At 44.9% G+C, this 23,056-nt stretch carries 19 protein-coding genes, 2 pseudogenes and 1 CRISPR repeat array; of the genes and pseudogenes, 7 read left to right on the top strand and 14 right to left on the bottom strand.

Annotated elements, in window-relative coordinates; genetic code table 11:
* Positions 1 to 72: 72 nt before the first annotated feature.
* From DSM107010_RS30750 to DSM107010_RS30720, 7 genes and pseudogenes are all read right to left on the bottom strand, one after another.
* Positions 73 to 246 (bottom strand): annotated as a pseudogene (locus DSM107010_RS30750) (type III-B CRISPR module-associated Cmr3 family protein); the annotation flags it as partial.
* Positions 247 to 3,351, bottom strand: a complete 3,105-nt coding sequence (gene cas10 / locus DSM107010_RS30745; protein WP_199755842.1) for a type III-B CRISPR-associated protein Cas10/Cmr2 — start codon at positions 3,349 to 3,351, stop codon at positions 247 to 249.
* A gap of 73 nt (positions 3,352 to 3,424) precedes the next feature.
* Positions 3,425 to 3,640, bottom strand: a pseudogene (locus DSM107010_RS43245) (Uma2 family endonuclease); the annotation flags it as partial.
* Positions 3,641 to 3,903: 263 nt separating this feature from the next.
* Positions 3,904 to 5,642: a CRISPR direct-repeat array (repeat unit 36 nt; unit sequence GTTTCCATTCAATTAATTTCCCCAGCGAGTGGGGAG).
* Positions 5,643 to 5,829: 187 nt separating this feature from the next.
* Complete coding sequence (gene cas2, locus DSM107010_RS43240) at positions 5,830 to 6,108, bottom strand: CRISPR-associated endonuclease Cas2 (RefSeq protein WP_106168833.1); 279 nt, start codon at positions 6,106 to 6,108, stop codon at positions 5,830 to 5,832.
* A 3-nt stretch (positions 6,109 to 6,111) separates the two neighbouring features.
* Complete coding sequence (gene cas1, locus DSM107010_RS30730; protein ID WP_106168834.1) at positions 6,112 to 7,104, bottom strand: CRISPR-associated endonuclease Cas1; 993 nt, start codon at positions 7,102 to 7,104, stop codon at positions 6,112 to 6,114.
* A complete protein-coding gene (csx18, locus tag DSM107010_RS30725) occupies positions 7,104 to 7,379 on the bottom strand; it encodes a CRISPR-associated protein Csx18 (protein ID WP_106168835.1) in 276 nt (91 codons plus the stop codon). Before csx18 ends, cas1 begins: the two co-directional genes overlap by 1 nt.
* Before the next feature lie 482 nt (positions 7,380 to 7,861).
* Positions 7,862 to 9,469, bottom strand: coding sequence for a Zn-binding domain-containing protein (locus DSM107010_RS30720; RefSeq protein ID WP_106168836.1), 1,608 nt, complete (start codon positions 9,467 to 9,469; stop codon positions 7,862 to 7,864).
* 105 nt (positions 9,470 to 9,574) lie between these two features.
* Here DSM107010_RS30720 and DSM107010_RS30715 point away from each other — a divergent pair, with 105 nt between their 5' ends.
* The 6 genes from DSM107010_RS30715 (at position 9,575) to DSM107010_RS30690 (ending at position 15,774) form a co-directional block, all read left to right on the top strand.
* Positions 9,575 to 9,829, top strand: coding sequence for a hypothetical protein (locus tag DSM107010_RS30715; protein ID WP_041462413.1), 255 nt, complete (start codon positions 9,575 to 9,577; stop codon positions 9,827 to 9,829).
* A gap of 272 nt (positions 9,830 to 10,101) precedes the next feature.
* Positions 10,102 to 10,818: an RNA polymerase sigma factor gene (locus DSM107010_RS30710; protein WP_015153904.1), complete on the top strand. Its 717-nt coding sequence runs from the start codon at positions 10,102 to 10,104 to the stop codon at positions 10,816 to 10,818.
* A complete protein-coding gene (locus DSM107010_RS30705; protein WP_106168837.1) occupies positions 10,754 to 11,746 on the top strand; it encodes a DUF1822 family protein in 993 nt (330 codons plus the stop codon). The genes DSM107010_RS30710 and DSM107010_RS30705 overlap by 65 nt, the downstream gene beginning before the upstream one ends.
* A gap of 45 nt (positions 11,747 to 11,791) precedes the next feature.
* Positions 11,792 to 14,170, top strand: coding sequence for a CHASE2 domain-containing protein (locus DSM107010_RS30700; RefSeq protein ID WP_127024705.1), 2,379 nt, complete (start codon positions 11,792 to 11,794; stop codon positions 14,168 to 14,170).
* Between the two features lie 9 nt (positions 14,171 to 14,179).
* The gene (locus tag DSM107010_RS30695; RefSeq protein WP_106171235.1) at positions 14,180 to 14,968 is read left to right on the top strand and encodes a DUF928 domain-containing protein; all 789 of its coding nucleotides are present in this window, start codon (positions 14,180 to 14,182) and stop codon (positions 14,966 to 14,968) included.
* Between the two features lie 8 nt (positions 14,969 to 14,976).
* Positions 14,977 to 15,774 (top strand): PhzF family phenazine biosynthesis protein, encoded by a 798-nt coding sequence (locus DSM107010_RS30690; protein WP_127024708.1) that lies wholly within the window; start codon positions 14,977 to 14,979, stop codon positions 15,772 to 15,774.
* A gap of 30 nt (positions 15,775 to 15,804) precedes the next feature.
* Here DSM107010_RS30690 and hypA read toward each other — a convergent pair whose 3' ends face one another.
* The 5 genes from hypA to rpmB form a co-directional block, all read right to left on the bottom strand.
* The gene (hypA, locus tag DSM107010_RS30685; RefSeq protein WP_106168909.1) at positions 15,805 to 16,146 is read right to left on the bottom strand and encodes a hydrogenase maturation nickel metallochaperone HypA; all 342 of its coding nucleotides are present in this window, start codon (positions 16,144 to 16,146) and stop codon (positions 15,805 to 15,807) included.
* Complete coding sequence (locus DSM107010_RS30680) at positions 16,128 to 16,607, bottom strand: hydrogenase maturation protease (RefSeq protein ID WP_106168910.1); 480 nt, start codon at positions 16,605 to 16,607, stop codon at positions 16,128 to 16,130. Before DSM107010_RS30680 ends, hypA begins: the two co-directional genes overlap by 19 nt.
* A gap of 69 nt (positions 16,608 to 16,676) precedes the next feature.
* A complete protein-coding gene (locus DSM107010_RS30675; protein ID WP_106168911.1) occupies positions 16,677 to 18,128 on the bottom strand; it encodes a Ni/Fe hydrogenase subunit alpha in 1,452 nt (483 codons plus the stop codon).
* Between the two features lie 165 nt (positions 18,129 to 18,293).
* Positions 18,294 to 18,839 (bottom strand): NADH-quinone oxidoreductase subunit B family protein, encoded by a 546-nt coding sequence (locus tag DSM107010_RS30670; protein ID WP_015153896.1) that lies wholly within the window; start codon positions 18,837 to 18,839, stop codon positions 18,294 to 18,296.
* Positions 18,840 to 19,146: 307 nt separating this feature from the next.
* On the bottom strand, positions 19,147 to 19,383 hold the full coding sequence (gene rpmB / locus DSM107010_RS30665) for a 50S ribosomal protein L28 (RefSeq protein WP_015153895.1): 237 nt from the start codon (positions 19,381 to 19,383) through the stop codon (positions 19,147 to 19,149).
* A 101-nt stretch (positions 19,384 to 19,484) separates the two neighbouring features.
* Between rpmB and DSM107010_RS30660 the strand changes: the two genes are divergently transcribed.
* On the top strand, positions 19,485 to 20,780 hold the full coding sequence (locus DSM107010_RS30660) for an inorganic phosphate transporter (RefSeq protein ID WP_106168912.1): 1,296 nt from the start codon (positions 19,485 to 19,487) through the stop codon (positions 20,778 to 20,780).
* On the opposite strand, the gene DSM107010_RS30655 is transcribed toward DSM107010_RS30660, so the two are convergent.
* Complete coding sequence (locus DSM107010_RS30655) at positions 20,743 to 21,759, bottom strand: hypothetical protein (protein ID WP_015153893.1); 1,017 nt, start codon at positions 21,757 to 21,759, stop codon at positions 20,743 to 20,745. The genes DSM107010_RS30660 and DSM107010_RS30655 overlap by 38 nt on opposite strands.
* A 314-nt stretch (positions 21,760 to 22,073) precedes the next feature.
* Positions 22,074 to 23,056, bottom strand: a 983-nt coding sequence (gene tsaD, locus DSM107010_RS30650) for a tRNA (adenosine(37)-N6)-threonylcarbamoyltransferase complex transferase subunit TsaD (protein ID WP_127024702.1), incomplete at its 5' end; no start/stop codon positions are given.

Below are 23,056 nucleotides of genomic sequence, written 5' to 3'. Positions count from 1 at the left end.
TGAATCCTTAATAGAGCATCCTACAGTTGATTTTTCTCCTTTTTGCCTCGTTTAAGATTTACTTTATGAATAGCCTCTGATGGTAAGTTTGAGATCGTCCTGCAACAGCCCTCGGATTGCTCCGGCAATAGTATGCCCGTGAGGTGGAAATATCTGACTGCTAGCCCAGGCACGTTCGCCAGGTGTAAATGGTTTGGCATCGCGGAACATGAGAACATCGAGGGGAGTCAGCGTGTACCAATGCATTTAAGCAACTCCTCCTAACTCGATCTGACGGTTCCGCAAAATAAATGCAGCTAATTTCAACCAGTTTTCAATGGCGCGATCGCACTCTTGTGGTGGTGTTGTTTGCCAAATTGCAACTAGAAATTCTTTCAAGCGGTCTTGAAACTTACCTCTGGCATCGTTTTCGCCATCAAAGAGATCGCGGCGATCGCAAAATGCCCATACCCAAACACCAATCGCCTCTGGTACTGGAGCGGGATGTTGACCCCAAGCATAAGCAGCTTGTTCAAATAAAGCAGCAGTAAGGCTAGCTTCTGCGGTAATTTTACAGTTGAGAAGCGATCGCCAGCAATTGAGTATGTCGAATTTGGCAGTTGCAGCGAGCATATTGCCGTTACCGTAAAGCACTCGCACCTGAACCGCATCTTTGGGCGCTGTTTGAGGATCTAGGCTGTGATGCTCTTTAGCTGCGGCTTCTGCTTGCCAAAGATTTTCTAACGCGATCGCCAAAGGAACTGAATGATGGGCAATGACGATTCCGAAACTAATCGTAGCTTTGCGCCCCATCGTAAATAGGGGACGTTTGGCTACAGGTGGGTTTGATTCCTGGCTCGACCATTGCCAATAGTCTCCTTGGCTTTTAAACTCTTGTTGGGGATCTTCAGCGCCGCGAAAGCATTGGCGAATATCCCACAACCAGCTATCCCACTCCCACAAATTGGTGTATGCCAAAACATCATCGCCGCCACTATAGATTAAGCGTCCGGCGTAGCGTTGCTCTGTCAGGTAAGGCACGAGTTGGTTAGAAAAGTCTAGTAAAGCACGGCTAAGGGCGTTGTGGGTAGACGGACCCATCCGTTTCGGCTGTTGCAAAAACTGCTGCCAAGATTCTTGCAATGATTCAGGGACAGATAAGCTAGAAGGTACGTAGTGTCTGTAATTTTCTAGTTTTTGTCCTTTTAACCATTCGCTCATTCCATCGCCATCGCCAGCAGCTACGACATACCAATCAGCAGGATTGTGGCTGGGATAATATCTATCTAAAACTGTTTGAATGTTTTGACGATATTGTTTTTTAATGTCTGATAAATCTGCGGTTAATTGTTCTAGTTTTTGATTTTTTTGGTTCAATAATGTGGGTTCGGTTTCTCTATCTATCTGCTGTTGGATAAATTTAATTTCTTCTTGAGTATTTAAGACTTCTCGCGTTTCTAAGTCTTCAACTAACCAACCAGCATTGAGTAAACGAGGATGAAATTGCTTGAATTCCGCGTCTTGATTATTATCGATCCAAGGAATTCCCCATTTTTCATTAGCGTCTGGAATGAATCGCTCTTTGTTTAGCAATTCTTGTTTGACAGCGCGACAAACTCGATGAAAGTAATTGGAGTGAGTGCGATCGCTAGTTTTTAAATATCCCGCTACACCTGCTGTTAAATCGGGATAGGAAGCATTTACTTCATCTGTATCAAGACTAAGCAGATCGGGTATAACTAAATGCAAACCCCGCTTTAAAGTTTCTGTAGCATTCAATTGCTCGCGACCGTCAAATAAACCTGCATGGCGCTGCCAAAGTTTTTTGATTTCTTTTTCCGATATCCAATCTGAACCAGGATGAACTGCCGAACCTAAACCGGAAATGGTAGAACGGACATCAAAAGCTGTGGGTAGTTGCCACATTCGAGCCGTCTTTACCGCAGTCAAAGACCAACGAGTTTGGTCAAAAATATAAGCCCACCAAGAACCAATATTGACACTAAACTTACGTCCCTGTCTTTCTAAACGATAGTCGTAAGCTTGTCGGAGAAAATCTAATTCCGCTTTTTGAAAAAGTTTTTGTCGATCGCCAACTTGGTAAGCTTGATTTTGTGTCTCTACCCAAGCGTGAAATTCTGGTTCGCGTTCGGTGGGAATTGCGGCACTTTTGAGTTCTTCCCCTTCTTTACCAATTGGTAAAGCACTCCAGTATGTCTGCCATTGGCTTTGCAGCCATCCTTTCCATGTTTTGCTATCTTCAGTTAGTTCAGGCATCCAGTGGCGTTGTCCTTGTAATTCCTGAAAGACCAGGCTACCGAGTTTCAACCACTCTGCTTTGAGTGTTTCCTCTGCCATTTGCATTGCTGCTCTTACTTTGTCTTTGGGTAAGATCAGCACGAGAACATTGGGAAATCCAGCAGTTAGAAGCTGGCGATCGCTCGGTGGATCGATCCAAGGTTGAAAATCGCTCCATTTTTCTAATAACCAGCGATCGATTAAAGGTTGTTGAAACAAACTGGGATAGAGGATACAGTCGGGACCGTATTTCCAGGCGATCGCCCAACAAACTTTAGCAGATAGGTAATGCAGCACCCACGATCCTGCCCACAAGTCCCGCATTTTGCGACTGGCTTTGATTAATTCTTGAATCGGAGAAAAGCTAAAAGTTGTTAAATAAGCATGGGATAAAGTCTTACCACTGCTCCATCGTTTAATGTCGTCAGCTGTGAGATCGTATCCTGCTAAAGCTCCGGCGATCGCTGCCGTCAAACTGGCATGGCTCCAGATCGAACCATCAGGGATGCGCGTTTCGGCAGGCATGAGCAACAAAGACTCGTCGTTACCAAAGGCGTTGCAAACAGCTTTGGGAAGGCAACGCCACAGCCACCAAAATAGTTTTTCAGGAGATTGAATCTGCTTAATTGTTTTGAGCTGTTTATCGGTTGGATCGACTATTTGTAAATTAAATAGTTCTTGCTCGATATGGTGTAGATGGTCGGCTCTTGGTGATGCTTTGACTAATTCTTGATGATGTAAATCGTTGAGTTTAAATTCTTGTCTAGCACTGGATAGCAGATGGGTAATTTCTAGACCCCGATCGCGGTTGGGGCTAGCATAGTTGACGGAAGTAGGAAGACTACCAATGGCAGCGCGATCGCTGGCTGAGGCGATAAAGTCTGCTAAGTGTAGGTGTTCGAGCAATTTGCCCCCAGACGTTTCTGGGTTCCATCCATTCTCGCACCAGCTTTGCATGACTGCTAGTTCTTGCCAACAACTATTGTCACCGCGACCGCGATTGTTGTGTAGGGCTTTGAGGGCTGGATCGTGTAGAATTCCCCAGATTTTAGCTTGCCAGTAGGCTTCAGACACGGATGAGTTTCCTTTGGCTGAAAATACACTATATTTCAGAGTTCCCCATCCGTTTTCAAAAATAACAATTAGCTTAGATTTTGCAACTTTTGTCAGTTGTACAGCCTGGTTTGGGTAAAGAAAGCTTACGACCTTCGCATCCAGCGTTGAGATAGTGTCTAGCTTTTTCCTCAAACTCTGCAAAACTTTGTCCTGGCGACACAATCTCGATTGCCAAGGTGCAGGGAACGGGACAGGCTTCGTTGCGTTTCCACTGTTTGGGTAGGCGATCGTCAGAGACATAAGTTAGAGCAGGAGTAGGAACTCAGTCTTTGCCATTGCGCTGTAAGACTACTGCCCATTCTGGTGAAGTCCGACCCTTGCCTTGACAACAAATTTCTATCAGCCTCAACAGAGTTTTCTACAACGAGGAATGAAAATATTTTGGGGACACTTTGGGTATTGCCTTACCATCTACTAATTCAAATGCTGTCTTCCCTTCGGGTAGTAACTAGAATTCCTCTAGAGTTAGGTTTTATAACTGGGTAACGTTCATCTCTCCTTTCCTATATTGTTTCCATTCAATTAATTTCCCCAGCGAGTGGGGAGTTAGAAGTTTCTTGTTGTAAAAATTTGGAGAAAGGAATATGGTCTAGTTTCCATTCAATTAATTTCCCCAGCGAGTGGGGAGTAGTTTTTGAGATAGATGCTCTAACACATCTACTCTACGTTTCCATTCAATTAATTTCCCCAGCGAGTGGGGAGCATCTATGGTTGCGACGACTCTTCGTCATTTTCCTGAGTTTCCATTCAATTAATTTCCCCAGCGAGTGGGGAGTTCTCAACGTATACTACTGCTGCAACCTCAATGTCCAGTTTCCATTCAATTAATTTCCCCAGCGAGTGGGGAGATGGCTACTAAAGCAATTTAAGGAAGCATCGTCTTCCTAGTTTCCATTCAATTAATTTCCCCAGCGAGTGGGGAGCTGTTTGCTTCCATCCCAGTTGGAAATTTCCCTTGGTTGAGTTTCCATTCAATTAATTTCCCCAGCGAGTGGGGAGTCAAGTAGTTAAGTAGTTAACTACTTTCATAGTGGGGTTTCCATTCAATTAATTTCCCCAGCGAGTGGGGAGGAAGCTGGTTGCCGCTCTTGCCGCGCGAAATTAGGAGTTTCCATTCAATTAATTTCCCCAGCGAGTGGGGAGGAGAAAACAGATAACGATTTTATTTGTGACGCGATCGGTTTCCATTCAATTAATTTCCCCAGCGAGTGGGGAGCCTATTCAGGGGAATTAAAGATAGCTTTATATTCTTGTTTCCATTCAATTAATTTCCCCAGCGAGTGGGGAGCAGACGTTAACGATTGGCAATTTAAAGCAACTGAAGTTTCCATTCAATTAATTTCCCCAGCGAGTGGGGAGATTTCTGAACGACACTGCCTTCGCGAGTACCAGGCAGTTTCCATTCAATTAATTTCCCCAGCGAGTGGGGAGATAGATACTGTTGCGTTCATCCTATTTACTCCTTCTTAGTTAGTTTCCATTCAATTAATTTCCCCAGCGAGTGGGGAGCTTGCTCTAGTTAATGGCATAATTACTGTAACTCCGTAGGTTTCCATTCAATTAATTTCCCCAGCGAGTGGGGAGTTTGAATGGAATTTGTTTGACGAGATATAAATATGGGAAGTTTCCATTCAATTAATTTCCCCAGCGAGTGGGGAGTTAGGTGCAGCAACGCTTGGAACTACCCTACTTTTAAGTTTCCATTCAATTAATTTCCCCAGCGAGTGGGGAGTGTAAAAACTAGTGAGAAAAAATCAACTGCTAAAAAATGTTTCCATTCAATTAATTTCCCCAGCGAGTGGGGAGAAGAGTCGCTATCAGCTTGGGCTCTTGCTATTTTTTTATGTTTCCATTCAATTAATTTCCCCAGCGAGTGGGGAGTTTAGAATCTCCTAATCCTAGCCCTGGCGACATCATTATGTTTCCATTCAATTAATTTCCCCAGCGAGTGGGGAGGAGAATAGTTAGTTCAGGAGTCATGCCGACTTCTTTTGTTTCCATTCAATTAATTTCCCCAGCGAGTGGGGAGCTGAATGGGTTACGGCGCTGGTACGCGCAAATTATCTGGTTTCCATTCAATTAATTTCCCCAGCGAGTGGGGAGACAAAAGCGTCAACTAAATCTCTATTATTGGCTTTTATGTTTCCATTCAATTAATTTCCCCAGCGAGTGGGGAGCCATCATAAAAACAGGGCTGACTTTTCTGCTTTTTCGTTTCCATTCAATTAATTTCCCCAGCGAGTGGGGAGTCCTTCAATTTAAACCCATATACTGCATAGTGTCCAGAGACGAGTTGCGAAGATTCTAGTTTCTGGGGCTAAGAATAGGGGAAATGGAGAGTTAAAAATTGCTGAAGCCCTTTCACGATAAGGAATCGAGGCTAAGAACGTGTTGACTAGCTTTTCAGCCATTTCTTGTAACCTTCGCAAGTCAAATTTAAATAACAACTGACCCAGGTAATTTCGTTAATGGCAATCCGCCCCAAGTATCTACTTGAGCTAACGTATGTTTTGAGATCGGATAAAAACGTATACTATCTTCCGCTAATTTGACTCTTTTTCTTAGCCTTTGACGTAATTCGTCATACTTAGTTTGAGTTAGTATACACTCAAATACACTGTACTGTACTCTCTTGCCATATCCTTCTAGTAAGTCCGATACTTTTTTACGTCTTCTATCATCAGGGATATCATATACTACTACATAAAATAGCACGATCTAGCGAATTTGATAAGGTTGATAAAGCTGTATGGGCTGATAAATAAATTGTTTATATGCTTTAATTTGTTGTGTGAGTAAATCCCATTTAGGTTGTTTTTCTTCTGGATCGATTTGAATTTCTTCTTCCATTCTTTGTACAAACGCTTTAATATACTTTGACCTTCCAGAATCATTAAGGTAGTAACCACCGTTATGATGTACAAAGTCATTTTGAGCATCTATAATGTGACGGTTGATTAACCACAATACTAAAGTATCAACAATGGGAGCGCGAAACTCTTCAATGAGATCGGAGGCTAGAGCCGCATGACGCTCTGTTCCTTGATGCAGACAAGCATAATAAGGGTCGAGTCCCTGAATTTCAATCATCGCCAGTAGATGATTCCACAAGACTTGATAGCCAAAGCTAAGCATAGCATTAACAGGGTTTCCTGGAGGACGACGAGAACGACCTGCAAAGACAAATTCAGCAGAGTTAATGCACTCTCCAAATGCAGAAAAGTATTGTGATGCACCAGCTCCTTCTAAACCCATTAATTGTTCGACTGTAGTAGCTCGATCTACTTTCTCAATTAGGTACTCTAAGCTTTGAATTGCAGCAATAATTATGTTTGAAGACTGACGGCGCTGCTGTCGCTGTAAAATGACTCGACTATTTTTTAATTTGGCTCGGACAATCTGCCGTGCTACTAACAATTGTTCTACTAGTGTTATCTGCTGTTGATAGCGAGACAATTGGCGATAACCGCGTTCAATTGGTAGGATACGTCCATAACAGTAACCCATACGGGAAAGGTATGCAATCGGAATATTTCGCCATAAGCAAGCTCGAATAACTTGGGTAGTGATTTGGGATTTGCCAAAAACCAGAATTTGTTCCAAATGCGGTATTTGCACTTGACCAAGAACTGTTTTACCCTGCTTAATAATTAGAGTTTCTTGTTCAAGAGAAACGTAGCATCCTTGCTGAGAAATGTAGAGAGATCGCATTATTGCCGCCGATTTAATCCAGAGCGATCGCGAGTCCTAATTTCCGAGTGTCTAGGCTGAGAAATAAATGATATCTGCCGATCGGGTTGAAGAAATTTAATGACTTGGTCTGCGGCAATAGTAACAGTATATGTAGCAACTGTAACCAGTAACGTATTAACGATTACAGCCATCATTCCTAGTGGAGCAATTAGTAAAATAATTAGTGTAATTGTTCCATTAACTATAGACACAGAAATATTTCTTATAAGAGCAGCACGCGATGAAATATACATACTTAGCTGATTAATTCAATAAAGTTAAATTTTTACTTGTACGCGATCGATGAGAAGCGAATCGTAAACTTGGTAGAGTTTTGCTAACAGCTAATAGTTGATGGCAATGAACAATCAACCATCAACCATCAACAGCCTTGATAGAAATGTCACAACTGGAATAGACACGCTATAAACGATACTAAATATAATAGATATCGGTAATGTGCAGTATAGTTGCTACTTGAATAAACAATCATACTGCTAATGTTTTAACTTTTTGCCACCGTTGTTAATTGCAGTTGTGCATCTAGTACGCTTTAGCTTTTATTCAGTATATTTAATTAGGATGTATAAAATTTATCACGTAGATTAATGGTTGGCAATACTTCTGCATATTTTGCTTGCTTTCCATTGAAAAGCTGCTTTGGGTGCGATCGCAGTGAATATTCAGTAGTTTTCTGCTGAGAAAGTAGGTTTTTGAGGACTATTTCGCCGACAAACTACAACAAAGAAGCTAAGATGTCTAGTTGTTCTTGCCAATCCTCCTTGTATTTCAAGGTAAGAACGTAGTAGCCAGTCGCATATCTGAGATTATCGCGCTCAATTTTGTCCTGCTGTTGTTGTTCTAGGCGATCGTGAATCGAACCATCGCAGAAGATAGCAACTTTAGCATTCTTGTAGATAAAGTCTGGTTTGGAGTTAGCTTCAGAAATTAACTCTTGGGCAGCATCCGGTAGTTTTAATCCTCGTCGCTCGATCTCTGCCAAGACAACACGCTCAAAATTAGAGTTGGGATCTGTCTGCTGTAATAATTGCTGGTACTGAGCTTCACGAGAACCATTTGCGGCTTGACGAGTGATGGTACTGCTACCAAGCCGATCCAACCAAGGGCGAATTAGGTAGCGATCTAACAATGGATGATCGAACTGATTGCGGTAGGATAACAGGCATTGATAACAAGCTTTCGTACAGCTTTGCTTCTCTTGTAAGAAGTGACAAATATCTAACGCAGCATTTGCAAGCCGCTTGAAAGCATCAGGGTCTTCGAGTATTTGGGAAAGAACGCCTGCTCCTCCTTGGGCGGCTTCCCAAAAAAGTAAGTGTTGCCCTTGACCCAAGCGCTCGGAGGCTAGTTCGTCCGCTTCGAGTTTATATACTGCTTGGATGGCTCGTTCTAGAGCAAACTGGAGAGTGACGAGAAATGCCTCAGAATTCCCAGTAGGAATGTTAACTGGTTCGACTACGAGGATATTAGAAGTATCATCTACCATCAGGTTGACTTCTGTTTGTAGATTCTCTTGGGATGTTTCATTCGTAGAGCGATCGCCCCACACTCCTGTTGCTGCATCTAACTTAAATCCGCGCTCGGTACGATCGCGTCTCAAGCTCCGATCGATCCGCCGCAATTTTGCCGTTTCACCATAGATTAACTGCAATAGCTGCGTTCCATCCGCTGCTATGACTGTTGCTATCTCTTGCTTTTGCGGCGCATAGCGAAAATGTGTCGTGACGTTGTAACCGTACTTGAGCCGTTCTTCCTCGTCACAAGTAATCCGTTCCCGCCTGCGGGTTATCATCGTCTCTACTTCTAGCACGCGATTGAGTTTGCCAGGGTTGCCATCGCGATCGGCGACAATCTTTGCACCGCAGTTTTCACAAGTGTCGCGTAGGGAATCATCTCCCTCATGGAAGTAGCCGCAGCTAGGACAAACGCTGACGCGGACGTATTTACCCTCGATTCCACCCACGGGAACTCGCATTTTGGCAATTTGAAATTTCGACCCTTCGTAGTAAACGACATTACTAGGAGCAAATTCGCGAATTGCTACCACGCGGGGACGAGAGACAAATCTACCTGCATCGCCAGCAGGGATGTAAGCGCGGACTGAGAGACGGGGAAAGTTATATCCTGGTAGAAAGCCTTCGGCAGCAAAGTAACGGTAAGGGTAAAACTCTAACTGAGATTGGCTTTGGTTCGGGCTGATTTGCCCCACCAGCAGATCGATTTGCCTTTGGGCTTCTCGCTCTTGCGTTTGGGCTAGCTTGCGTTCCTCTTGAGTCACGCCACCTTTGGCAGAACGATCTACAGTTTGTCGAGCTGCTTGCAATTGAAATACGGCATCACCATAGAGTTTGCGCCAGCGATCGCAGGCTCGGTCAAACCCAAGTAAAGCATTTTCGAGTGTTTCAAAATTGCTTCATATCAATTAGGCTTGGGTGAATACGAAGTCCGCTCTTGGCATGGTTGGCTACGCCACATGACGTTGGTATTAGCGGCTCAAGCATTTCTGGTTGTATTGCGTCATCAGACAGAACCCCTGGTCAATGCCCACAACAACTGGACGATGCCTTCCAACAGCAACAGTCTCGCCCAGTTCAATGCCACGCGAGATTCTCATTCCCTTGAGTCTACCACAGATGCGCCGATGGCTCTACAGATGACTCTTTCCTATAGCTTGGCGGCTTGAGCATATTCTACATTGGTCATTTTGGCGACGCGCCCCAGAACGCGACTGCGCGTTACTGGCATGATCTTTTGCGTGACATTCTTCTTGTTTTACTTACATAACTTAATAAAACTCACCTGCATAATTTTCTTCTATAAAGCTGATAAGTATATAGCGGAGGAAACACGCTATGTCTAGGAGGTGAGACAACAAGCAGCGCGGTAGTGATTTCAGAGGATTTTTCCTCGAAAATAAACATACCCCTGCTGGAGAGACAAATAAAAAATACTGTTATGGAAGAATTTGAGGTGAGTCTGCGTCAATTGGTCGTAGAAACTTGTCAGCAGAAGATCGGTAGTCTCGATCGCCAGCGAGGTTTAACGAGAATTGTCCGCTCGATTGCCAAGTCTGGCAAGCTGTGGAAAGAAAATACTCCCGATTACGAGGATGCCTTACAACAAACCTGGCTGTATTTCTGCCGTAACCTGTGTGAAGCTACGACAGGCGATCGCTACGATCCCAGTCGTAGTAGTATCACGACTTGGTTAAATGCATATTTGCGGCGACGGCTGCAAGACCTATACCTGCAAAGAAAGACTACCAATAACTCGACAACTAGACAAGTCTATTCTGTTGACGAGCTGGGGAAAGACGCGATTGAAGCCTTGGAAGCTCCGCCCGATGTCCCACCAATTTTGGAAACGACACGAAAGTGGATTCAAACCGATCCTGATGGCGACCTCCGCCGTACTTATATTCAAGGTTATCCAAAGGTGAATTGCCAAGTTTTATTGTTACAAAGGCTGCCACCAGAGACAAGCTGGGAAGATTTAGCAGCGCAATACAAGCTGTCCGTTTCGACACTGAGTAGTTTCTATCGGCGACAATGCCTACCACGATTGCGTAAATTCGGCGAATCGCAAGGGTATTTAGAGGATACCTATCATGAATTATCAAGCACGAGAAAACGATCGCTCCCTTCCGTTACCAATTACTCAAGCCGCGAATAGCATTGCTTGGCAGTTTAGCCAGCAGCAGCCAACGTCACAAAAAGCAGAGCAAGTGCGACTGAATACCTTGGCTGTGTGTGCCGTCCGCGATTATTTGGAAATGATGGGCGTTCCGGTGAATTGGAACGAGTGCGATAGTTGGAATCCTTTTATGCGTGCGTGTGTGGATGCAGCAGACTTGGAGGTATCGGGTTTGGGTCGCCTGGAATGTCGAGCGATCGCCACTGATGCTTCTACCTGTTACGTGCCACCGGAGGTTTGGGAAGATCGGATCGGTTATGTTGTCGTGCGTTTGGATGAAGTAGAAAAACAGGTCTGTATCCTGGGTTTTGTCCAGCAAGTTACCCAAGAACAGTTGACCGTTAACCAGTTGCGATCGCCGGAAGATCTCTTGTCCCACTTGCAAGACTTAAGCGCGATAACTTCGTTAAGCTTCGCTAACGCGAATCCTCCCACGAGTACGGTTAACTTGAGACAGTGGTTCCAAAATACGTTTGAACCAGGTTGGCAAACTGTCGTCTCGCTATTAAATCCAACCGAACACAATTTAACCTTTAGCTTTCGTAAAACAGAAGAACTGAATACAAACGAAGTGGATCGCCCTGAAAATTTTGTCAGACGGGCAAAGTTAATTGACTTAGGGATGCAGCTAGCTGGTCATGCAGTCGCTTTGGTCATGGAACTGCGTCCTGCATCAGAGCAGAAAACCGATCTGATCGTACAAGTGCATCCGACGGGGAGAGAGACATTTTTACCGCCGTCGCTACAGTTAATCGTGTTGGATGAATCTGGTTCAGTTTTCTTGGAAGCTAAAGCCAGACGCGCCGATAATTACATTCAGTTGCAATTTAGCGGTACTACCGGAGAAAGATTTAGCGTTAAAGTAGCTCTGGGGGATGTTGGCATCACCGAACACTTTATCATTTGAGTTACGACTTACAACTTAAAATGACGTGCCTACAGGTGATAGATCGTGGGTAAGTTAGTTGTCTTGAAGTTTGGCGAAGGTAGCTTTGAGCAGGGATTTCCTGTCACGCTGCAAATTGGCGAGGATGGCGATCGCCCCGCTGTAGAACTTGCTGGCAGATTACCACCCCAGCCGGAAATCCCGCAACTCTACAGAAAATGGCAATCGGCTTACTACAGCTTGGGTTTGCGATCGCGTCTGGAAGCCGCTGCCGTCCAAATTACGAATGTTTGTGTTTTAGAAGACTGTTATAATGCCGCAGAATCCCTCAGCCGCAGTCTAAACAATTGGCTTTCCTCTCCATCATTTCTTGCTTTAAGGGATAAGTTTTTAGAAAAATTAATGCCTGCGGATGCAATTCGAGTTATTTTGCAAACTGAAGATTTACTATTACAGCGGCTACCCTGGCATCGCTGCGATCTATTTGCTCGCTATCCTCAAGCAGAAATTGCCCTGAGTACCCCTGCTTACGAAGAAATTGCGCTGAAAACGACATCCTCTCGCACTCAAATCAGAATTTTAGCGATTTTAGGTAGTAGTGCCGGAATTGACATTCAAGCAGACCGTAACTTGCTCGAAACCTTGCCAGGAGCAGATGTCAAGTTTTTGGTTGAGCCGTCACGTCAAGAGTTAGACCGTCAGTTATGGTCTACCCAAGGATGGGATATTTTATTTTTTGCCGGACATAGTGCCAGTCAAACAACTGCCTCACAGAATGAAGTTACAGGCAGAATTTATTTAAATCAAACGGAAAGTTTAACTATTGCCGATCTCAAACACGCTTTACAAACTGCGGTAGAAAATGGTTTGAGCGTAGCCATTTTTAACTCTTGCGATGGCTTGGGTTTGGCGCGGGACTTGGCAAGTTTGCACATTCCCCAAGTAGTATTCATGCGCGAACCCGTACCGGATCGCGTGGCGCAAGAATTTTTGAAGAGTTTTCTCCAGGCTTTTGCCGGGGGAAAGTCTCTCTATTTGTCGGTACGAGAGGCAAGGGAAAGACTCCAGGGATGGGAAAGTGAATATCCTGCTGCTAGCTGGCTACCAGTCATTTATCAAAATCTTGCCGAAATTCCTCCAACTTGGCAACAGTGGATGCAACGTCTACGTCCACCACGACAACGGCTTTCTCTGCGGCGCGTCTGCTTCACCAGCACCATTGTCACGGCGGCGGTGGTAGGAATGCGGTTATTGGGATTATTCCAAACTATAGAATTGCAGGCTTTTGACCAATTAATGCGGCTGCGTCCTATAGAAAAAGCCGATCCGCGTCTGTTACTTGTGACGGTGACAGAGGAAGATTTGCAGCTGCCAGAACAGAAACAGAGAAAAGGCTCTCTGTCAGATTTGGCATTGGAAAAACTGTTGCAAAAACTCGAACAATTTCACCCACAAGTTATCGGTTTGGATATCTACCGCGATTTTCCGGTAGAGAAATTACCAAGTCTGAAGTCAAGGCTCCAAAAAAGCGATCGCCTTTTTGCTATCTGTAAAGTCAGCGATCCAGAATTCGATCCGCGTGGCGTTCAACCCCCGCCAGAAGTCGCGCCAGAACGGATAGGTTTTAGCGATGTCATTGCCGATCCAGATGACAACATCGTGCGCCGCCATTTGCTCAATTTCGATCCGCCACTCACATCCCGTTGTAGTGCTAATACCGCGCTCAGTTTTCAACTCGCTCATCAATATTTGGCAGCGAAAGGAATTGAAACTCGATTCACGCCCAATGGTAACTTACAACTCGGTAATGTCGTTTTTCCGCGTTTGCAACCTTTCCATACGGGCGGTTATCAAAGAATCGATCCTAAAGGCTATCAACTGTTACTCAATTACCGTCCCTTTGACTCTGTAGACGATATTGCCGTCGCAGTGACGCTAGGAGATATACTGAGCGATCGCATTCCGCCCAATCTTGCCCGTACCCTCAAAGACAGGATTGTACTGATCGGTCTAGCGGCTCCTAGTACTGGTGATGCGTGGTCTACTCCCTACAGCATCGGCAGACAGGGACTGCAAAAACAAATTCCAGGTATTTATTTACAAGCTCAGATGGTGAGTCAACTCCTCAGTGCTGTTTTGGACGGACGGACACCACTGTGGGTTCTGCCTCTCTGGGGTGAGATTGTTTGGATTTGGGCTTGGTCGTTAGTGGGAGGAGTTGTTGTTTGGTGCTGGCGTTCTCCCGCGCGATTGGGATTGAGTGTTTGCTTGACAATTGCAGCTCTATATGGATCGAGTTGGATATTATTACTTCAAGGTGGCTGGCTGCCTTTAGTCCCTGCGGCTTTGGCTTTAGTCGTGACGGGAGGCAGAATTGCGGTCGTCAAGCGTTCTTTGCCCGATAGCAGCAATCTACTGCTGAAACCTACACTAAAGATAGATTGAGGTGAGATCATGCACAAGCTTGCAGCCACAGCAGCGATCGCCTTCACAATGCTCGTACCCACAGCAGCGATCGCAACCCACAATAACAGTCAAAATCACACTCATCAGCAAGTCAGCACTCAACCCCGTTACACGCCGCCGCCCTTTCCTACCTCCGGCACTCCCACCGGACGAACTAGAGGCGCAGCCGGACGAGGAGGAGACTGCGGCTTCAAGCTGCCGCTAACGGCGCTAGCACCTGCCGTAGAAAAGACTGTAGGCACGGGTAAAGCAACGTATGTTTGGGGACAGACGATCGCCGAGTATCCTACTTTCTGGTTTTACATTCCTGCTGCCAACCCTTCACTCCGTTCTGTAGAATTCGTCCTACAAGACGATCGCGATAACGATGTCTATCGTTCTGCTGTCGAACTGCCAGCTAAACCAGGCATCATCGGCGTGCGTTTACCATCTACCCAACCGCCACTTAAGCTCAATCAGAACTATCACTGGTTTTTGAAAACAGAAATAGCAGCCAGTTGCGATCGCCAAGATTCTACTATTGCGATCAAAGATTCGGTCGAAGGATGGGTACAGCGCGTATCGCCAACCGCCGCGATGCGATCGAAACTCAACACAGCCACACCCGAACAACGACTCGATCTCTACGCTCAACAAGGCTTATGGTACGACGCGATCGCCACCATAGCCGAACAGCGCTTACAGCAGCCAGAAAATGCCGCTCTCAAGGCAAATTGGAACGGGCTTTTACAATCTGCCAATTTGAGCGATATGTCATCTCAGCCACTTTTGCCATGACAACTGAAATGGGACAAGACATTTTTCAGGTCGATGCTTTTACAAATAAACCTTTTGCAGGTAATCCTGCTGCTGTATGCGTTCTGCCGCGATCGAGAGATGACGGTTGGATGCAAAATATTGCCAAGGAGATGAATTTATCAGAGACGGCTTTCTTACTCCGGCAAGACGATGGTAGCTACAATCTGCGGTGGTTTACCCCTGCTACAGAAGTTCCTCTGTGCGGTCATGCTACCCTAGCTAGCGCTCATGTGCTGTGGGAACAGGGTTATTTGCAGCCAGAGGAAACAGCTCGATTTCACACTCTCAGTGGCTTGCTGACGGCAAAACGGATAGGAGAATGGATCGAATTAGACTTCCCAATGCAAGTTCCTGCTGCATCGGAAATACCTGCCGATTTGATGAAAGCTTTGGGAACCAAACCCAAGTATGTAGGTGAGACGCATAGAAATTATTTGGTGGAATTAGATTCGGAGGAGATTGTCAGCAATCTTCAGCCAGATTTTAGTTTACTGAAAACTTTGCCCGTACAAGGCGTAATCGTTACCAGCCAAGGGACAAACTCAGAGTATGATTTTGTCTCTCGCTACTTTGCGCCTAATGTCGGAATTGACGAAGATCCGGTGACGGGTTCGGCGCATTGTTGCCTTGCACCCTACTGGCGCGATCGCTTGGGGAAAGATAATTTTCTCGCCTATCAAGCTTCTGCTAGGGGTGGAGTTATTAAAGTTAGCTGTCAAGGCGATCGCGTTTTATTGGGAGGACAAGCTGTTTTAGTTTTACGGGGTGAATTGGTTGATGGTTGATGAATGGTAATTTGCGAAGCTAGCGATCGACTAGGAAACTTCTAAAAATGCCAGTTCAAACTCTTTACCCTGTCGTACCTCACAATATGGTTGGTGACATTCGGGACATTCGTAGAATAAATCGGTGGGATGAAATTCAGTAGTGCAATTGGGGCAATAACAGACGACTGGTACGGACTCCACCTGAAATCTGGCATCTTCAGCTATTGTCTCCTTTTTCACCACATCAAACGCCAGTTGTAAGGATTCTGGTACTACCCCAGATGCCTCACCGACTCGCATTTGCAGCAGGCGAATATGGCTTGCACCTTCATGTTTTGCACGTTCTACAGCAGTTGCGAGAACGTTTTGCATCATTCCAACTTCATGCATAGTTCTACCTTGCCTAATTTAATCAAATGGTAAATTTGTTCCAGCGCTACCTGAATACCTCGTTCAGCACTGGGTGAAAGGCGATCGCCTAATTCAAAGTTCGTTCCCGGTATCGTTACCCACCAAGCATTCGGAACCCGATTGTAAAGCGCTTGCGTCAGGGCTAATAGCGATCGCGGATCGCCTGTATGTCCGCCGATCGCAGTGGAATTGGTAGGTGCGATCGCTTGTAGTCGCACATCTTCGCAGACACTTGCAAAACAGGCATCGATAAAAATTGCTAGGTCGGCTGTTGCCAAAAATGTAGCTAGTTCGGGTGTGAGTTGATGAACGCACAGCGATGTTACATCAGGTAATTCCTCAGAGGCGATCGCATTAGCTACTTTTTGCCCCACAGCATCATCACTACGTAAGTCATTACCATAGCCAATTACCAAAATAGTTTTTGAATTCTCGCCCATCAGATTGTCGATTTGATTTTAGTTTTATCTTCTCCCTGTAGAGACGTTACATGTAACGTCTCTACAGCTCTAATCCCGCCAAACTTCATTAACAACACTTCCATCTGTTCCTACTAATTGAACGTGCAATGGCATTTGTCCGGCTGCATGAGTCGAACAACTTAAGCAAGGATCGAAAGCCCGAATTCCAGCTTCAACACGATTCAACATTCCTTCAGGAATTTCTGCACCATGAATAAAATGTCGGGCAATTTGAGCCACCGTGCGGTTCATTGCGAGATTATTTTGCCCCGTCGCAATAATCAAATTTATCTTCTGCATTAAGCCGTTTTCATCAACTTTGTAGTGATGAAATAAAGTCCCGCGTGGTGCTTCACTACAACCAACTCCTTCTAATTGGTTAATTCCAGCTTCGGTACGGATTTTAGTAGATAACACCTGTGGATCGTCAAGCAACAATTCAATTTGCTCGATTGATGCCAAAATTTCAATCAGTCGGGCGTAGTGGTAAAAAAAGGATGAGAGTACAGTACCACCACCGCGATCGCGAAATTCGCTTAATTCTCGATCGGCGATCGCAGTGCCAATATGAGTACAAATATTTAATCGTGCTAAAGGTCCAACTCGATAAATGCCACTATCTAAACGACAGCGATCTTTTTGGTCGGGATATCCTAAAGGGCGATAATAGGGGAACTTGAGATAAGTATAAGATTCAACTGCCTCACCAATAAATTCTTGATAGCGAGTCGGATCGAGTTTGTCTGCAATAATATTACCAGCGCTATCGACAAACCGAATATATCCGTCGTAGTTTTCCCACAAACCATCAGATGTGACCAAACCCATAAATAAACTGGGAAAATTACCAAAAGTTTGAGCTTCCCTTTCATAGTCCTGAAGCAAGCGCTTAAACTTGTCTAGCGCATCTAATATTGTGGTTTTAGCTTCTGGAATGCGGCTTTGAATCTGCGTGCGTCCTGCTTGAGATAATGGTTCCCTCACGCCACCTGGAATTGCCCACGATGGATGAATCTTGCGCCCCCCTAATATTTCAATAATTTCTTGTCCGAATTGCCGCAGTCGAATTCCACCTCTGGCTAATTCTGGTTGAGCGGCAATTAACCCAAAAATGTTGCGCTTTTGAGGATCGCTATCCATGCCTAATAGTAAATCTGGGGCGCTGAGATGGAAAAAACTCAAAGCATGGGATTGGATAATTTGCCCTAAATTCATCAACCGACGCAATTTAGTAGCAGCAGCGGGAATAGTGACAGAAAGAATGCGATCGCCTGCTTTAGCAGAAGCTAGCAAGTGACTCACTGGGCAAATTCCACAAATCCGCGCCGTAATTCCTGGCATTTCCCACAAAGGACGACCTTCACAGAATTTCTCAAAGCCGCGAAATTCTGTGACGTGGAACCGAGCATCGGTCACTTGTCCGGCATCATCTAAGTAGATGGTAATTTTAGCGTGACCTTCAAGGCGCGTGACTGGATCGATAACAATTCGCTGGGACATAGAATACTGCTCTTTTCGCAATGATTTTTTTGTAGAGACTCGATCCCCCAACCCCTTTAGAAAGGGGGCTTTGAATTTCTCACTTTTTCAGGGAAATTAGGGAGGTAAGGAGGCTACCAGTTCCTCCCTTTTTAAGGGGGGCTAGGGGGATCGAGATCTCAGCTTCTAACCAAACTTGATAAACTCGCGCCCTTCTAACTGCGGTTTTTCTCCACGCAGCAGCGATTCCAGTACGGCTCGAATCCGCGCCGCTGGAGGCGGACAACCAGGTAAGTAAATATCGACAGGTACGACTGTATGTACTGGCGTGACTCGATCTAATAAAGGCGGGACAATACCCGGTTCTTGGGGAATCTGTCCGCGCACATCTGCGGTTTCAATGTAACAGCGTTGCAAAACTGGTTCGGCACTACCTAATGGATTGCGTAAAGCTGTCACGTTACCAGTTACAGCACAATCACCAAATGAGATCAGGAGTTGCGATCGCTCTCTTACTGTTTTAATCGTTTGCAAGTGATCTTCATTAGCGATCGCTCCTTCTACCAATACCACATCCACCCCTTCTGGATATTCTTTGGTATCCATAAAGGGACTGTAAACTAAATCTGCCCCAGCCGCTAGGTCGATCAGCCATTCATCTAAGTCAAGAAATGACATGTGACAGCCCGAACAGCCACCTAACCAAACTGTTGCTAGTTTTAAACGAGTCATTGTTTACTGACTCCCTTGCTCGTAAAGAACTACGGGGGATCGTTGCCCTACAGTTACGGTTATAAACAAATAACTTGAGGAAGTTATGAGGAAGGAAGCGAGAATTTCCTAGAGAAGATAGAGAATTACTGGCTCAAGCAGGTATTGGCTGCGAACAAAGTAACGCCTAGCTGAGATCAATTCAGCCTATGAAGAGGAAGGCGAAAAGAGACTGCAAATAATTCTACTTTGTAGAGCCGCAAAATTTTACGGCTCCAGAAAATTAACCATTAAACTTAGTATGGTCAATAGAAAATACCATCAAATCTTAATAATGGTTGAGGTTGATTCCGGCTTCTTTTGCCATTGTTGACAAGCCTTTGATGTTGAGGGTTTTGATTGCTTTAGTCGAAAGCTTCAGTCTCACCCAGCGATTACCTTCTTCCCACCAAACCCGTTTCCACTGCAAGTTGGCTTCTTGCACTTTTTTAGTCCGGCGGTGAGAGTGGGAAATGGCATAACCATTGTTTGCCTTTCTGCCTGTGAGCATACATTTACGGGACATAAGGATCTCCAGATCTTCGCGTTTGGGTATCTTGCACAATCTATCATTGTACCCGGAATTTTCCTGGGAGGGTATGATGGCTGTGTTGAGAGCGAATAAGCATGATTCTTTTTTTAGTTGCGCTCCTATCCTTCTACGTTGCTTGGAACTTAGGCGCAAATGATGTTGCTAATGCGATGGGAACCTCTGTCGGGTCTAAAGCTGTGACTTTGCGTCAAGCATTAGTCATTGCAGGGACTCTAGAATTTACAGGTGCGGTGCTGTTTGGACATGAAGTTTCAGAAACTCTAGCAACCAAAATTTTCAATCCTGCCCTATTCATTTCTCAGCCAGAAGTATTGTTAGTAGGCATGATATCAGTTCTACTAGCTGGGGGAGCGTGGTTGCAAATCGCGACATCACAGGGCTTACCCGTGTCCTCTTCTCATGCAATTGTAGGAGCGATCGCGGGTTTTAGTGCTTGCGCGATCGGATGGGAAGCAATAGACTGGGCATCAATCGGTAAAATCACTTTTGCCTGGGTGATTACGCCGATAGTCAGCGGTGCGATCGCCTCTGCATTTTACAGTCAGGTAAGACGCTGGATTTTGACTCAACCCGATCCTCTCAAACAGCTAGACGAGTGGATTCCTTGGTTAAGTGTGGCGTCGATCGGTATTTTTGGTGTTATCGTCCTACCTACTGTCAGTCATCCAATATATACTTTGCTAACTCAACATTGGGGTTTACAACTTCCACCCCGCGATTTACCTTTAGGGCTAGGAGCGATCGCCTCTGTATCTCTAACTTTCTATGGTTGGAGACAACTAGCAAAGTCAAAAGTTCAAAGTCAAAAGCTTGCCCTCGAACAAAGTGAAGGGTCAAAAGTAGTTCCGACTCCCGACTCCCTTGTAGAAAAACAACTCGCACGCTTCCAATTATTGAGTGCTTGTTTCGTCGCTTTCGCACACGGTTCTAACGATGTCGGGAATGCGATCGCACCTTTAGCAGCAATCACTTATATTATTCGTACTGCTAGTGTCCCTGTAGATGGCATCGCGATTCCGTTATGGATTCTCGTACTTGGCGGTGCTGGTATTGTTGCAGGTTTAGCTGTTTGGGGTAAAAAAGTCATCGCCACCATCGGCGAGGGAATTATTCCCTTACAACCCAGTGGCGGCTTCTGTGCTGAATTAGCTACGGCAACAACAATTTTACTGGCTTCGCGCCTGGGTTTACCCGTTTCTACATCCCATGCTCTAGTTGGTGGTGTTGTGGGAGTTGGTTTAGTCAGAAATTGGAAAACAATTCAGTTCCAAACTGTGCGAGGAATTGCCGCAGCTTGGATTATTACGGTGCCGATAAGTGCAGTTTTGGGTGCTAGCATCTTTGCGATTGCACGTCTAATCTTCCTCTAGTTGAAAGCTTGTCAGCAACTTTGTGCGCGACACAGTGTTTGTGAGCGTAAACCGTGCGATCGCCAATTTGACACTGTTGAATCCAATCCCAACCTAGTCTTACCATCGGACGGTGGCAAATACCGCAGACGTATTTATCAATCGTATCTAGTTCTGCACCAATTAAATATTGTTGTGCTTCCGGAAAAATTCCCGACTCTTTTAAAAATTCACAAATAACGCGATATGGATCTACCCGACACCACCAACTGGCGACATGATACATCTCAAAACCTAGTTTTTCTAGATACTTTTCATTCCCTAAAGTTTTGCTGTGTCCTCCATTCAGAAAATGTTGTTCGCCAGCAACTTCTAAGCCTAATAATCTAACTTGGTTGCTGTTATGACTCGCCACCCACAGTTGGTCTAAAATATATGGAATAGAAGATTGATAGCTAGAACTCGGTACGATAAATTGAGGGGCAATTAGTTTAATTGCTTTATAAAACTTGGCATAGTTATACATAAAATTAGAGAAATTAGCTTTGTTAGACCAAATTCCTAATGCCTTACCATGCATAATTTCATGCATAGCAGAATAAGCTTCATACTGCCCGTAGCAAAACTGTTTAGTAGTTAAAAATTTCTCTGGAACTTGATAGCCTCTCTGTTTGGCAACGCGAAATGCTTGAGAGGAGTTTAATTGCTGAAAATACTTTTCTTTCGATACGGGAATTGTTGTACCGTTAGAACTGATATAATGCCAGCCCGTTCTTAGAGCTTGCATCAGCAAATCGCGATCGCCAATTTCTTGATACAGTTGCTCGACATACTCGTAGCAAGGTTTATTGTGAGTCGGTAAGTCAAAAACAAGTTTAGTTTTCGGCGCACCCAGCATAATATCTGAGTTTTTTAGAGTTAATTTTGTTAGCTTTTCTAATTGTGAAATATAGTCGTGAATTCTAATTGCACTCTTAATTTCTTGCACATCTAGAGACATATAAATATTACTAATAAACCTTACATGTATAAAACCATACTGGAATTCACTGAGGATGTCTAACCATCTCCAGGTATATTTATGAAAACTTTATTCAAATTACAAAAATAGTAAAGACTTAACGTGGAAATACGGAGAATGGAAAGAATGGTAATGGGTAATGGGTAATGGGTAATGGGTAATAGGTAATGGGTAATTGGTTATTACACTTAACTACTGTAAGGGCGGGTTTGACTACCAGATTGCTCCTGGATTAACAGACATCTGGGAACAAACCCGCCCCGACAACTTTGTCTCTTGATAACTGATAACTGTCAATTGTTAACTGAATACAGTTGCATCACATCTTTAAGAGATAAACGCGACTGCACGCCCAAAGTTAAGGGTGAGGTATGCCCTCGGTTAAGATGGTCGGCAGCAGCACAACCAATCATGGCAGCGTTATCAGTACAAAGCTTTAAAGGCGGAAATAACACGCGCAGATTATGACTGGCTGCTGCTACTTGCAGGTGTTTTCTGAGGCTGCTGTTGGCTGCAACTCCACCACCTACAGCGATAGTTTCTAAGCCATAGTCACGAGCGCAAGCGATCGCCCGTTTAGTTAGCGATCGCGCTACTGTTTCCTGAAAACTTGCCGCTACATCTGCCACTGGTACAGCACCATTCTGCTCTAACTGTCTTACCAATCGCAGTACTGCTGTTTTCAAGCCGCTAAAACTCGAATCATAGGGATGATAACCACCCTGCGATCGAGAAATATTTCCCTCTGGCAAGGAAAAAGCTTGAGCATTGCCTGTCTGTGCCAATTTGTCAATGATGGGACCGCCAGGATATCCCAATTGCAAGAGCCGTGCAACTTTATCAAAGGCTTCTCCAGCCGCATCATCGCGGGTTTCACCTAATGTCTCGTACACGCCGCAATCTTTAACGTAGATCGAGCTAGTGTGTCCGCCAGAAACTAACAAGCACAAAAAAGGCGGTTGCAAACTTGGTTCGCTCAAGTAGTTAGCGTAAATATGCCCTTCTAGGTGATGTACGCCCAAAAAAGGCTTTTGATGGATTAATGCTAAAGTTTTTGCTGCCGTGATGCCCACCATCAAAGCACCAACCAAGCCAGGCGCGCAAGTCGCCGCAATCCCATCCAGATCTTGCCAGTTCATTTCAGCTTGCTCTAGAGCTAGGGCGATCGCCTGATTGATAATTTCTAAATGCTGGCTCGAAGCAACCTCTGGTACAACTCCCCCATACTGACTATGTACTAAGATCTGGGAGTTAACAACACTGCTACAAACTTGAC

Origin of the sequence: Chroococcidiopsis cubana SAG 39.79 (assembly GCF_003991895.1) — a bacterium.
Taxonomy (GTDB): domain Bacteria; phylum Cyanobacteriota; class Cyanobacteriia; order Cyanobacteriales; family Chroococcidiopsidaceae; genus Chroococcidiopsis; species Chroococcidiopsis thermalis.
This window is presented reverse-complemented; position numbering and strand designations above follow the sequence as displayed.

What these genes read in the sequence shown, in the direction of transcription:
- cas1 (WP_106168834.1), bottom strand. Translation starts at nt 7,104, where the DNA reads ATGCGATCTCTCTACATTTCTCAGCAAGGATGCTACGTTTCTCTTGAA.
- csx18 (WP_106168835.1), bottom strand. Translation starts at nt 7,379, where the DNA reads ATGTATATTTCATCGCGTGCTGCTCTTATAAGAAATATTTCTGTGTCT.
- DSM107010_RS30710 (WP_015153904.1), top strand. Translation starts at nt 10,102, where the DNA reads ATGGAAGAATTTGAGGTGAGTCTGCGTCAATTGGTCGTAGAAACTTGT.
- DSM107010_RS30705 (WP_106168837.1), top strand. Translation starts at nt 10,754, where the DNA reads ATGAATTATCAAGCACGAGAAAACGATCGCTCCCTTCCGTTACCAATT.
- DSM107010_RS30695 (WP_106171235.1), top strand. Translation starts at nt 14,180, where the DNA reads ATGCACAAGCTTGCAGCCACAGCAGCGATCGCCTTCACAATGCTCGTA.
- DSM107010_RS30690 (WP_127024708.1), top strand. Translation starts at nt 14,977, where the DNA reads ATGGGACAAGACATTTTTCAGGTCGATGCTTTTACAAATAAACCTTTT.
- hypA (WP_106168909.1), bottom strand. Translation starts at nt 16,146, where the DNA reads ATGCATGAAGTTGGAATGATGCAAAACGTTCTCGCAACTGCTGTAGAA.
- DSM107010_RS30680 (WP_106168910.1), bottom strand. Translation starts at nt 16,607, where the DNA reads ATGGGCGAGAATTCAAAAACTATTTTGGTAATTGGCTATGGTAATGAC.
- DSM107010_RS30675 (WP_106168911.1), bottom strand. Translation starts at nt 18,128, where the DNA reads ATGTCCCAGCGAATTGTTATCGATCCAGTCACGCGCCTTGAAGGTCAC.
- DSM107010_RS30670 (WP_015153896.1), bottom strand. Translation starts at nt 18,839, where the DNA reads ATGACTCGTTTAAAACTAGCAACAGTTTGGTTAGGTGGCTGTTCGGGC.
- rpmB (WP_015153895.1), bottom strand. Translation starts at nt 19,383, where the DNA reads ATGTCCCGTAAATGTATGCTCACAGGCAGAAAGGCAAACAATGGTTAT.
- DSM107010_RS30660 (WP_106168912.1), top strand. Translation starts at nt 19,485, where the DNA reads ATGATTCTTTTTTTAGTTGCGCTCCTATCCTTCTACGTTGCTTGGAAC.
- DSM107010_RS30655 (WP_015153893.1), bottom strand. Translation starts at nt 21,759, where the DNA reads ATGTCTCTAGATGTGCAAGAAATTAAGAGTGCAATTAGAATTCACGAC.